The 12,074-nt window shown below is 53.0% G+C and carries 15 protein-coding genes; 2 read left to right on the top strand and 13 right to left on the bottom strand.

Annotated features, from left to right (window positions below):
• The 9 genes from V5P19_RS17935 to fkpA all read right to left on the bottom strand — a co-directional run.
• A partial coding sequence (locus tag V5P19_RS17935; protein ID WP_227507214.1) for a GTP-binding protein occupies positions 1-158 on the bottom strand: 158 nt, incomplete at its 3' end.
• A gap of 69 nt (positions 159-227) precedes the next feature.
• Positions 228-2,342, bottom strand: a complete 2,115-nt coding sequence (gene fusA, locus V5P19_RS17930) for an elongation factor G (protein WP_334405682.1) — start codon at positions 2,340-2,342, stop codon at positions 228-230.
• Positions 2,343-2,438: 96 nt separating this feature from the next.
• Positions 2,439-2,909 (bottom strand): 30S ribosomal protein S7, encoded by a 471-nt coding sequence (rpsG, locus tag V5P19_RS17925; protein WP_004106370.1) that lies wholly within the window; start codon positions 2,907-2,909, stop codon positions 2,439-2,441.
• Between the two features lie 96 nt (positions 2,910-3,005).
• Complete coding sequence (gene rpsL, locus V5P19_RS17920) at positions 3,006-3,380, bottom strand: 30S ribosomal protein S12 (protein WP_000246815.1); 375 nt, start codon at positions 3,378-3,380, stop codon at positions 3,006-3,008.
• 124 nt (positions 3,381-3,504) lie between these two features.
• The gene (tusB, locus tag V5P19_RS17915; RefSeq protein WP_334405680.1) at positions 3,505-3,792 is read right to left on the bottom strand and encodes a sulfurtransferase complex subunit TusB; all 288 of its coding nucleotides are present in this window, start codon (positions 3,790-3,792) and stop codon (positions 3,505-3,507) included.
• 7 nt (positions 3,793-3,799) lie between these two features.
• On the bottom strand, positions 3,800-4,159 hold the full coding sequence (gene tusC / locus V5P19_RS17910) for a sulfurtransferase complex subunit TusC (protein ID WP_334405678.1): 360 nt from the start codon (positions 4,157-4,159) through the stop codon (positions 3,800-3,802).
• Positions 4,159-4,545 (bottom strand): sulfurtransferase complex subunit TusD, encoded by a 387-nt coding sequence (gene tusD, locus V5P19_RS17905; RefSeq protein WP_334405676.1) that lies wholly within the window; start codon positions 4,543-4,545, stop codon positions 4,159-4,161. Before tusD ends, tusC begins: the two co-directional genes overlap by 1 nt.
• The gene (locus V5P19_RS17900; protein WP_023333674.1) at positions 4,545-5,267 is read right to left on the bottom strand and encodes a transcriptional regulator; all 723 of its coding nucleotides are present in this window, start codon (positions 5,265-5,267) and stop codon (positions 4,545-4,547) included. The genes tusD and V5P19_RS17900 overlap by 1 nt, the downstream gene beginning before the upstream one ends.
• 165 nt (positions 5,268-5,432) lie before the next feature.
• A complete protein-coding gene (gene fkpA / locus V5P19_RS17895; RefSeq protein ID WP_334405673.1) occupies positions 5,433-6,254 on the bottom strand; it encodes an FKBP-type peptidyl-prolyl cis-trans isomerase in 822 nt (273 codons plus the stop codon).
• Positions 6,255-6,492: 238 nt separating this feature from the next.
• Between fkpA and V5P19_RS17890 the strand changes: the two genes are divergently transcribed.
• Positions 6,493-6,711, top strand: a complete 219-nt coding sequence (locus V5P19_RS17890) for a protein SlyX (protein ID WP_014072067.1) — start codon at positions 6,493-6,495, stop codon at positions 6,709-6,711.
• A 51-nt stretch (positions 6,712-6,762) separates the two neighbouring features.
• On the opposite strand, the gene slyD is transcribed toward V5P19_RS17890, so the two are convergent.
• From slyD to kefG, 4 genes are all read right to left on the bottom strand, one after another.
• Positions 6,763-7,353, bottom strand: coding sequence for a peptidylprolyl isomerase (gene slyD, locus V5P19_RS17885; RefSeq protein WP_119937639.1), 591 nt, complete (start codon positions 7,351-7,353; stop codon positions 6,763-6,765).
• 94 nt (positions 7,354-7,447) lie between these two features.
• Positions 7,448-7,648 carry a YheV family putative zinc ribbon protein gene (locus V5P19_RS17880; protein WP_010436300.1) on the bottom strand — a complete coding sequence of 67 codons (201 nt, stop codon included), beginning with the start codon at positions 7,646-7,648 and terminating at the stop codon, positions 7,448-7,450.
• 13 nt (positions 7,649-7,661) lie between these two features.
• Positions 7,662-9,467 (bottom strand): glutathione-regulated potassium-efflux system protein KefB, encoded by a 1,806-nt coding sequence (kefB, locus tag V5P19_RS17875; protein ID WP_334405668.1) that lies wholly within the window; start codon positions 9,465-9,467, stop codon positions 7,662-7,664.
• Positions 9,467-10,021, bottom strand: coding sequence for a glutathione-regulated potassium-efflux system ancillary protein KefG (gene kefG, locus V5P19_RS17870; protein WP_334405667.1), 555 nt, complete (start codon positions 10,019-10,021; stop codon positions 9,467-9,469). Before kefG ends, kefB begins: the two co-directional genes overlap by 1 nt.
• Positions 10,022-10,156: 135 nt before the next feature.
• Here kefG and V5P19_RS17865 point away from each other — a divergent pair, with 135 nt between their 5' ends.
• Complete coding sequence (locus tag V5P19_RS17865) at positions 10,157-12,061, top strand: ABC transporter ATP-binding protein (protein WP_334405665.1); 1,905 nt, start codon at positions 10,157-10,159, stop codon at positions 12,059-12,061.
• Positions 12,062-12,074: the final 13 nt, after the last annotated feature.

The raw sequence follows: 12,074 nt of genomic DNA, 5'->3' as shown, positions 1-12,074 counted from the left end.
GCGTTATCGATCTGGTCGAATGCACGAGCAGAACCACCGTAGGTTTTAGCCAGTACGGTAGTGATTGCAGCGGTCAGGGTAGTTTTACCATGGTCAACGTGGCCGATAGTACCAACGTTGACGTGCGGTTTTGTACGTTCAAATTTTTCTTTAGACACGGCTATATTCCTTACTATAGTGCTCTCCCCTTCGGAGAGAGCACGGGACTTAGGTTTTAATCCTGTGGATTATTTACCACGGGCTTCAATAACGGCCTGAGCAACGTTGTTCGGCGCATCATCATACTTCAGGAATTCCATGGTGTATGATGCACGACCTTTGGTCAGAGAACGCAGCTGAGTTGCATATCCGAACATTTCAGACAGCGGAACTTCAGCGTGGATCTTAACGCCAGTTACTTCAGATTCCTGACCACGCAGCATACCGCGACGACGGCTCAAGTCACCGATAACGTCACCGGTGTTCTCTTCAGGAGTTTCTACTTCAACCTTCATGATTGGCTCAAGCAGAACTGGTTTTGCTTTCTTAAAGCCTTCTTTAAAGGCGATAGAAGCAGCCAGTTTAAACGCCAGCTCGGAGGAGTCAACGTCGTGGTAAGAACCGAAGTGCAGACGAACACCCATGTCAACAACCGGGTAACCAGCCAGAGGACCCGCTTTCAGCTGCTCCTGGATGCCTTTGTCAACGGCAGGGATGTATTCACCAGGAATTACACCACCTTTGATGTCGTTGATGAACTCGTAACCTTTAGGGTTAGAGCCCGGCTCCAGTGGGTACATGTCGATCACAACGTGACCGTACTGACCGCGACCACCAGACTGCTTAGCGTGTTTACCTTCAACATCGGTAACCTTGGTACGAATCGCTTCACGGTAAGCAACCTGAGGTTTACCTACGTTTGCTTCAACGTTGAATTCACGCTTCATACGGTCAACGATGATGTCCAGGTGAAGTTCACCCATACCAGCGATGATGGTCTGGTTAGATTCTTCATCAGTCCATACGCGGAATGATGGATCTTCTTTCGCCAGACGACCCAGAGCCAGACCCATTTTTTCCTGGTCAGCTTTGGTTTTTGGTTCAACTGCGATGGAGATTACCGGCTCAGGGAATTCCATACGCTCCAGAATGATCGGGTGATCTGGGTTACACAGGGTGTCACCAGTAGTCACGTCTTTCAGACCGATAGCTGCAGCGATGTCGCCCGCACGAACTTCTTTGATCTCTTCACGTTTGTTAGCGTGCATCTGTACGATACGGCCAAAACGTTCACGCGCCGATTTAACGGAGTTCAGGATGGTGTCACCGGAGTTAACCACACCAGAATAAACGCGGAAGAAGGTCAGGTTACCCACGAATGGGTCGGTAGCAATTTTGAACGCCAGTGCAGAGAATGGCTCTTCGTCGCTTGCGTGACGCTCAGCCGGGGTATCTTTACCGTCGTCCAGGATGCCGTTGATCGCAGGAACGTCAACTGGGGATGGCAGGTAATCAATTACCGCATCCAGCATCGCCTGAACACCTTTGTTCTTGAACGCAGAACCACAGGTTACCAGGATGATTTCGTTGTTCAGAACGCGCTGACGCAGAGCTTTTTTGATCTCTTCTTCAGTCAGTTCTTCACCACCCAGGTATTTTTCCATCAGCTCTTCAGACGCTTCCGCAGCGGACTCGATCAGGTTCTGGTGCCATTCGTCAGCCAGATCCTGCATCTCTGCTGGGATATCTTCGTAGGTGAAAGTAACGCCTGCGTCTTCTTCGTTCCAGTTGATGGCTTTCATTTTCACCAGGTCGATAACACCGGTGAAACCTTCTTCAGCACCAATTGCCAGCTGCAGCGGAACAGGGTTCGCGCCCAGACGGGTTTTGATCTGACCAACAACTTTCAGGAAGTTAGCACCCATACGGTCCATTTTGTTAACGAACGCGATGCGTGGAACTTTATATTTGTTCGCCTGACGCCATACGGTTTCAGACTGTGGCTGAACACCACCAACTGCGCAGTAAACCATTACCGCGCCGTCAAGAACACGCATGGAACGTTCTACTTCGATGGTGAAGTCAACGTGGCCCGGGGTGTCGATGATGTTAACGCGATGCGGTTCGTACTGCTTAGCCATACCTGACCAGAATGCAGTAGTCGCTGCGGAGGTGATAGTAATACCACGCTCCTGCTCCTGTTCCATCCAGTCCATGGTGGCTGCGCCGTCATGAACTTCACCGATTTTATGGTTTACACCGGTGTAGAACAGAATACGTTCGGTAGTAGTGGTTTTACCGGCGTCGATGTGCGCACTGATACCGATATTACGGTAGCGTGCGATGGGTGTTGTACGAGCCATTTGATTCCTCGTTTATATCTTTAGGCGTTCAGTTAAGTAACCCAGAGCGGGCGGCTTCTCTGAAGCGCCCGCCTGGTGACTATGACTCCGAAGGGATTACCAACGGTAGTGTGCGAACGCCTTGTTGGCTTCTGCCATACGGTGAACGTCTTCACGTTTCTTAACTGCAGTACCTTTGTTGTCTGCAGCATCAGAAAGTTCGTTCGCCAGACGCAGAGCCATGGATTTATCACCGCGTTTACGAGCAGCTTCAACGATCCAACGCATTGCCAGAGCATTACGACGAACCGGACGAACTTCAACTGGAACCTGATAAGTAGAACCACCAACGCGGCGGGACTTAACTTCTACAGTTGGGCGAACGTTGTCGAGAGCGACTTCGAAAGCTTCCAGTTCATTTTTACCAGAACGCTGAGCCAGGGTCTCAAGCGCGCTGTATACGATTGCTTCTGCAGTAGATTTTTTACCATCTACCATCAGGATATTTACAAATTTTGCCAGCAGTTCTGATCCGAATTTCGGATCTGGAAGGATTTTACGCTGACCAATGACGCGACGACGTGGCATGGGAATACTCCGTTGTTAATTCAGGATTGTCCAAAACTCAAAGAGTTTAGTGTGACATTAAGATAAATCAGTTTGGCCTTACTTAACGGAGAACCATTAAGCCTTAGGACGCTTCACGCCGTACTTGGAGCGAGCCTGCTTACGGTCTTTAACACCTGAGCAGTCGAGCGCACCACGAACGGTGTGGTAACGAACACCCGGAAGGTCTTTAACACGACCGCCACGGATCAGGATCACTGAGTGTTCCTGCAGGTTGTGACCTTCACCACCGATGTAGGAAGTCACTTCGAAACCGTTAGTCAAACGCACACGGCATACTTTACGCAGTGCGGAGTTTGGTTTTTTAGGAGTGGTGGTATATACACGAGTACATACGCCACGTTTCTGCGGGCAGGCTTCCAGCGCAGGCACGTTGCTCTTTGCAACTTTGCGTGCGCGTGGTTTGCGTACCAGCTGGTTAACTGTTGCCATTAAATAGCTCCTGGTTTTAGCTTTTGCTTCGTAAACACGTAATAAATCGACCTCATACAATATGAGGACGCGAAATTTTAGGGCCACGTCGAAAAGGTGTCAAGAAATATACAGCGTTCTCGGTTCACCAGTTCATTTGACTGGCGTGCTTCACAGTAAGATTGACGAAATCAGTATAGCCAACCACGTCAATTTTGGCTGAAATTTGACCAGGCAGCCCACGCGCGTCCAGATCGTCCTTTAGCGCAGAGACAGTTATGGGGGCGTTTTCGAGAATATCAATGAAACGGCTGCCTTCAAGCGCGGCAATAACGCCGTCCTGAATCAACAGCAGATCGTCCCCTTCACGCAACATGCTCAGTAGCGCATCAATATCACATTGCCACGGTGAACGGCTCAGGGTATGGAGCATGTCAGCCTCAGAAAGTCAGAACAGTATCGTAGTGAGAGAGTTGTTCGCGCAACGCACCGGATGGCAGGATCGTCACATCCAGCACGAAAGGCGCTTTATCATTTAACCCGCGCGCAGCAAGGGAGTCAGCACACACGTAGAAGGTTTCAATATCGTAAAGCGGCAGCACTTTGAAGGTTGCGATGTAATCACGCGCGAGCACGGCCTGCGGTTGTTGACCTGACAAAAGCTGGAACACCCCGTCGCCCAAAAAGAAAACGCCAATATCGTCTGTGAGTGCCGATGTCGCAAGCAGCGCATCAAGGCCTTCTCTGCCGGAAGAGCTACCATGAGGAGCGGAGGTAAAAACAAAAGCCACGCGCTTCATCAGAATTGCACCACTCTGTCACAGGTGAGCGCGGCCTGCGCCAAAGCCCCCAGACCGCTCATCGAAAACCCGGGCTGCAGATTCGACCCCGTCAAACCCGCACGTTCGGCTTCTGTCGCATCCGTCACCCCGCGACGTAGCGCCGCCGCCACGCAGATATGCAGCTCAACGCCCTGCTTTTCGTTTAGTGCCTGCCAGGCGCGCACAAGATCAAACTCATCGCTCGCCGGTGACGTAAACTGATTCGCGTTGTATACCCCTTCCCGATAAAAGAAGACGCTCACCAGTTCATGCCCGACGTCAAGCAGAGCATGAGCAAATTGCAGCGCACTGCTTGCCTGCTGCGTGCCATAGGCCGGGCCAGTCACCATTAACGCAAAACGCATTACTTGTCTTGCCCCAGGAAATCACCGCTTTTGAACTGGCGAATGTAGAGGTAGACCGTGTGCTTGGAGATGTTCAGACGGTCTGCGACCTGGTTGATGGCATCTTTGATATCAAAAATCCCTTTCTCGTAGAGGTTAAGCACAATCTGACGATTCTTGGCGTTGTTTGATACGTTGCGATCGGCATTCACTTCTTCGATGGTGAACTCAAGCGTCTGAGTCACAAGATCTTCAACGGAGGAGGCGAAGTTAACAGAAGAGCCAACGTCTGGCGTTTCTGGTGGAATGAAGGTGCTCATGATTTGCGAGAAAGGCACATCAAGGTTCATGTTGATGCACAGCAAGCCGATCACACGGTGATCGCGGTTTCGAATCGCGATAGTTTCTGATTTCATCAGAACACCGCTTTTCGCTCGAGTGAAATAGCATTTTGAGACGCTGCTATCCGCGCCGGTCATGTCATGCAGCATACGCAATGCAAGGTCGGTAATTGGCGAACCAATTTTACGGCCAGTATGCTCACCATTCGCAATGCGGATGGCGGAACACTTCAGATCCTGCAGGGAGTGCAATACGATTTCGCAGTGGGACCCAATGAGCATCGCTAACCCGTCCACCACCGCTTCGTAGGATTTCAGAATATCGAAGTCAGTCTGATCGAAAGGACGTTGATCCAGCAAATCAAGCTCACTGGTTTCGTTGGTTAAAAGCGACCTGGACATGAAAAAAACACTCCTTTTCAGGAGCCTGTCGTTACGTTTTCAGGGCAGGCTCATTATCTACACGGACAACTAAATTAATACAGCGTGTATAGCGCTTTCCAGTGTTAATTATATCTGCCCCACAATAAAAAAACCGCCGCCTGAAAGGCGGCGGTTTTCACAACATTACTTCTTCGCGTCTGCTGCGGCTTTCTCGCCCGCAGGAGCGTCAGCTTTCGCATCCGCTTTCGGTGCCGGTTTGATGTCCAGCAGCTCTACGTCAAAGACCAGAGTAGAGTTTGCCGGGATACCCGGAACGCCAGTTTTGCCGTAAGCCAGATCGGGTGGAATAACCAGCTTGATCTTGCCGCCTTTCTTGATGTTCTTCAGGCCTTCTGTCCAGCCAGGGATCACACCATCCAGACGGAAGGAGAGAGGTTCGCCACGGGTGTAAGAGTTATCAAACTCTTTACCGTCAATAAGCGTACCTTTGTAGTTCACGACAACAGTGTCGCTGTCTTTAGGTGCGTCGCCGGTGCCTTCTTTCTCAACTTTGTACACCAGGCCGGTAGAAGAGGTTTTCACGCCCTTCTCTTTAGCAAAGGTGTCGCGGTAGGCTTTGCCTTTCGCTTCGTTGTCTTTTGCATCAGCTTCCATTTTAGTCTGAGCGGCGCCTTTCACGCGCGCTTCAAACGCCTGCAGAGTCTGTTCGATTTCCTGGTCTGACAGCTTGCTCTTATCAGCAAACGCATCCTGAACGCCCGTGATCAGCTGAGCTTTGTCCAGTTTGATGCCCAGTTTCTCTTGTTCTTTCAGAGAGTTTTCCATGTAGCGTCCCAGAGATGCGCCAAGTGCGTAGGCGGATTTCTGGTCGTCATTTTTGAACGCCGCTTTGCTGTCTGCAGTCGCAGCAGGTTTCGCAGCAGTGTCAGCTGCGAAAGACAGCGGTGCATTCAGTGCGACAGCCATCGTAGTCGCCAGCAGCGTTACTTTGAACAGTGATTTCATCCATATCTCCAGGGCCTGGGGACTTTCACCCCAGCATTAAACGTAAATGAGTTACGTACTATAAATCGTTGCGGAAGAAATCTACAGACAGACTCTCCCGATTCTCGCCACTTTTCAGACTATTTTTGTTTAAATAAGTTTCTTGCTACAGGGATGAATACTGCACTTAGGGATAAACTCGGTTAAACTTCGCCGCCGCTGACCCATTATGGCGAATCAGAAACAGACGAGGTGAATCATGAAGGACACGATGATAGAAGAGAGACTGGCCGAGCTTGAAAGCCGACTGGCTTTTCAGGACATCACCATCGAAGAGCTCAACCAAACGGTGACCGCCCACGAGCTAGAAATGGCAAAACTGCGGGATCTGCTGCGTCTGCTCACTGAAAAAGTGAAAGCCACACAGTCATCGCATATCGCCTCTCAATCTGAAGAGACGCCACCACCTCATTATTGAGGCGTAAAAAAAGCGGGATAATCCCGCTTTTTTATTTTCCGCATAACGGAATTAGTGACAGCCGCAACCGCCGTTACCGCAACCACCTTTACCGTGGTCATGACCATGGTCGTGATCGTGGCCGTGACCACCGCAGCAGCCGTCATGGCCGTGATCGTGGTCATGGTCGTGGCCGTTTGCACCGTGAACGTGACCATGAGCCAGTTCTTCTTCGGTCGCTTCACGGATCGCAACAACTTCTACGTTGAATTTCAGGTTCTGGCCAGCCAGCATGTGGTTACCGTCAACCACAACGTGGTCGTCTTCCACTTCTGTAATTTCTACAGGAACAGGACCTTGGTCAGTTTCAGCCAGGAAACGCATGCCAACCTGCAGCTCGTCAACGCCCATGAAGACGTCTTTAGGGACGCGCTGAACCAGATTATCGTCATACTGACCGTAAGCGTCATTCGCGCCTACAGCAACGTCAAATTTGTCGCCAACGTCATGACCTTCCAGCGCGGTTTCCAGGCCGGAAATCAGGGAGCCGTGACCATGCAGGTAGTCCAGCGGCGCACTCACCGGAGACTCATCAACCAACACACCGTCTTCTGTACGTACCTGATAGGCCAGGCTGACCACCAGGTCTTTTGCTACTTTCATGATATCTCCTGAGCGTGGGAAAATTGCTGGCGCAGATTGTAGCGGAAATCTGCACCCGTGTACCCTTTAGCTTAAAAAAACTCAGGGCATATCGCTAGTCCGGATGAAAAATGCCGATCACTTGTTCTTCTTTGCGAACATGATCGCGCGCCTCTTTGTCGGCCTCGCGCATCTGATGGCCGCACTTAACACACTCAACAACATCGATATTATTCTCACGCCACATAGCCAATGTATCTTGAGCCTGGCACGTCGGGCACTTTGCACCCGCGATAAAGCGTTTACGTACAGCCATCTTTCGTTACCCTTTATTCAAATTCGTCCCAGCCATCCAGCTGGCGTCGTTCCTGTTGCATCTCGCGCTGGAAAATCTCCTCCAGCTCTCGGCGCGCTTCCCGCACACGGGAGATCTGCGCCGTATCGGTATGCACGGGCATTAACTCACGCAGCATCCGCATATCCAGACGACGGAAATGCATCTGAGCGCGCTGGGCCTGATGAGGATGCATACCCAGCGAAACTAAGGCCTTACGCCCCAGTTCCAGCGCACTGGAAAACGTCTCACGGGAGAAGTGTTTCACACCCGCCTGCAAAAGTTCGTGAGCCTCAACACGTCCACGCGCCCGGGCCAGAATATGCAGGTGCGGGAAATGCTGCTGACACAGCTCCACCAGCTTCATCGTATCTTCTGGATCGTTACAGGTGATAACGATGGATTCCGCCGCTTCGGCGCCAGCAGATCGTAATAGCTCGAGCTGTGTGGCATCGCCGTAATAAACTTTATAGCCATATTTACGCATCAGGTTTACCGCGCTGATGTCGCGCTCAAGCACTGTGATGCGCATTTTGTTCGCCATCAACAGACGCCCAATTACCTGTCCGAAACGACCAAAGCCCACCACGATCACCTGCGGCTTATCGTCTTCCACCCATGGTGTTTCAGCTTCGTCGTCTGTCGGGTTTAAGCGGCGCGACAGCAGTTTGTCCACCAGCTTCACCAACAGCGGCGTGGTCATCATAGAGAGTGTAACCGTCACCAGCAGTAGCGCCATTTGATCGTCTTTAAACAGCTTCTGCGACGATGCCGTAGAGAACAGCACAAAGGCAAACTCACCTCCCTGACTCAGCACGCTGGCAAACTGCATTCTTTCCGAACTGCGCAGCCCATAAATGCGCGCCAGCGCGTACAGCACCAGCGTTTTCACCGCGACCAGAACGGCGACACTCACAATAACCCACAGCAGATGGGTATAAAGCACACCAAGATTCAGCGCCATGCCCACCGAAATAAAGAACAGCCCTAACAGCAGCCCCTTAAAGGGATCGATGGCCGTCTCAAGCTCATGACGATATTCGCTCTCGGCCAGCAATACCCCGGCGATAAACGTGCCCAGCGCCATCGACAGCCCCAGCGCATCCATAAACAGTGCCGACCCCAGAACCAGCAGCAGCGTCGCGGCGGTAAACACTTCACGTACGCCAGATGCGGCAATAAAGCGGAACACCGGGCGCAGTAAAAAACGTCCGCCAATCAGCATGCCCGCAAAGGCCATCACCTTCATGGAGACTTTCACCCAATCAAAATGATCGTCGCCCGGCCCCGCCAGCAGCGGCACCAGCGCTAACGCTGGAATCACCGCTAAATCCTGAAAGAGCAGTACCGAAAAGCCCAACTGTCCTGATTCGCTGCGGTTCATGCCTTTATCGCGCATCAGCTGCAACGCCATCGCCGTGGAAGACATCGCCAGGCCAATTCCGCCGATCACCGCAGCCTGCCACGAGAAGTTGGTCAGCATTAACAGCCCGGCAAGAATGGCGGCACTCAACAGCACCTGCGCCGCGCCCACGCCAAAGATTGATCGCCGAAGCTGCCACAGCTTGGAGGGGTTCAGCTCAAGCCCAATGATAAACATCAGGAACACCACGCCCAGCTCGGAAAAGTGAAGGATTTCATCAACATCGCTGATGAATCCCAACCCCCACGGGCCGATTGCGATCCCCGCGAGCAAATACCCGAGCACCGCACCGATACCGAGACGGGCGGCAAGCGGAACGGCCACCACGGCAGCGAATAAAAACAGCACTCCGGCCAGCAGTAAGTTCGATCCTTCCATTAGCGACCTCCTGCCGGGATCGGTGACGCCAGCCACTCGCCATAGGCTCTGGCGTGGCTGGCAAGCTCTTCAGGGCGCTGGCGGCGTGCCCAGTAAACAATAATCGGGCTCATCCAGTGCATACGACACATGGCCGCCGTCAGCTCAAACGGCCGCAGGATATCGCTCATTGGATACCGGTTAAGCCCATCGTGACGGTAGGCGCTTTCCGGCTCGCCGGTCGTAATGACGCTACGCCAGTACTTTCCCGCCAGTTGGTTGCCCCCTACCCCGCTGGAGAATCCCCGGCTTAGCACGCGATCCAGCCATTCTTTCAGCAAGGCGGGGCAGCTATAGGTATAGAGTGGATGCTGGAACACAATTACGTCATGCTGACGCAGCAGTTCCTGCTCGTAAGGAATATCGATAAAGAAATCAGGATAGTGCGCGTAGAGGTCGTGCACCGTCACGTTGCTGAGCTGTGTAGCCGGCTTAAGCAGCACCCGGTTTGCCACCGAGTCCTGAGATTCCGGATGGGCATACAGCAGCAGCACTTTGGCTGTCTGAGACATCATTCCCCTCCCGGTTCTGTTTCTGTTTTTGTGTAACGTCGCTGTTTTGGGCTACCATGGCAGCCCGGTGCGGTAAATGGCCCACACCTTACATTATCATAATGACAAATTAACATAGTCGGAACATACGGCGCTTCTATGATTGTTTTCTCCTCGTTACAAATACGTCGCGGCGTGCGTGTCCTGCTGGATAACGCTACGGCCACCATCAACCCAGGTCAAAAAGTCGGTCTGGTCGGCAAAAACGGCTGCGGCAAATCGACCCTGCTGGCACTGTTGAAAAACGAGATTAGCGCTGATGGCGGTAACTTTACCTATCCGGGAAACTGGCAGCTCGCATGGGTTAACCAGGAAACGCCTGCGCTGAGCGAACCGGCGCTCGACTATGTTATCGATGGCGATCGCGAATACCGCAAGCTGGAAGCGGAACTGAACGCTGCGAACGAACGTAACGACGGTCATGCCATCGCGACCGTTCACGGCAAGCTGGACGCCATCGACGCCTGGACCATTCGCTCCCGCGCCTCCAGCCTGCTGCACGGCCTGGGCTTCAGCAACGAACAGCTTGAACGCCCGGTGAGCGACTTCTCCGGCGGCTGGCGTATGCGTCTTAACCTGGCGCAGGCACTGATCTGCCGCTCTGACCTGCTGCTGCTCGATGAACCCACCAACCACCTCGATCTCGATGCGGTTATTTGGCTGGAAAAATGGCTCAAGAGCTATCAGGGCACTCTGATTCTGATTTCCCACGACCGCGACTTTCTCGATCCGGTGGTGGATAAAATTATTCATATCGAACAGCAAAGCCTGTTCGAGTACACCGGCAACTACAGCTCGTTCGAGCGCCAGCGCGCGACGCGCCTTGCCCAGCAGCAATCCCTGTACGAAAGCCAGCAGCAGCGCGTGGCGCATCTGCAGAGCTTTGTTGATCGCTTCAAGGCCAAAGCCTCGAAAGCCAAGCAGGCACAGAGCCGCATCAAGATGCTGGAACGCATGGAGATGATTGCGCCGGCGCACGTGGATAACCCCTTCCAATTCAGCTTCCGCGAGCCGGAGAGTCTGCCAAACCCGCTGCTGAAGATGGAAAAAGTCAGCGCGGGTTACGGCGATCGCACTATTCTGGATTCGATCAAACTCAACCTGGTGCCGGGTTCACGCATTGGCCTGCTGGGGCGTAACGGTGCAGGTAAATCCACGCTGATCAAGCTGCTGGCGGGTGAGCTTAACCCGGTCAGCGGTGAGATCGGCCTTGCGAAAGGCATCAAGCTTGGCTACTTCGCCCAGCATCAGCTGGAGTTTTTGCGCGCGGATGAGTCCCCCATTCAGCATCTTGCACGTCTTGCCCCGCAGGAGATGGAGCAGAAGCTGCGCGACTACCTCGGCGGTTTTGGCTTCCAGGGCGACAAGGTCACTGAAATTACCGAACGTTTCTCAGGTGGTGAAAAAGCCCGCCTGGTGCTGGCGCTGATCGTCTGGCAGCGCCCGAACCTGCTGTTGCTCGATGAACCGACTAACCACCTCGATCTCGATATGCGTCAGGCACTGACTGAAGCGCTGATTGAGTTCGAAGGCGCGCTCGTTGTGGTTTCGCACGATCGCCACCTGATCCGCTCCACCACGGACGATCTCTATTTGGTTCACGGCGGCAAAGTCGAGCCGTTCGACGGCGACCTGGAAGACTATCAGCAGTGGCTGACGGACGTGCAGAAGCAGGAAAACCAGCCGGACGAGTCATCAAAAGACAACGCCAACAGCGCGCAGGCGCGTAAAGACCAGAAGCGCCGCGAAGCCGAACTGCGCACCCAGACGCAGCCGCTGCGTAAAGAGATTGCCCGCCTCGAAAAAGAGATGGAAAAACTGAACGCCACGCTTGTCACGGTTGAGGAGAAGCTCGGCGATAGCGGTCTGTATGACCAGAGTCGTAAAGCTGAACTGACGGACTGTCTGCAAACGCAGGCGAAGACCAAATCGAGCCTCGAAGAGTGTGAGATGGCGTGGCTGGACGCGCAAGAGCAGCTGGAAACCATGCTGCAGGCAGACTAACACCCCGGGAGGG

This window comes from Enterobacter sp. UNJFSC 003 (genome assembly GCF_036903355.1).
Classification (GTDB): domain Bacteria; phylum Pseudomonadota; class Gammaproteobacteria; order Enterobacterales; family Enterobacteriaceae; genus Enterobacter.
Note: the sequence above shows the minus strand (reverse complement) of the source record. Positions and strands in the feature narration are given on the sequence as shown.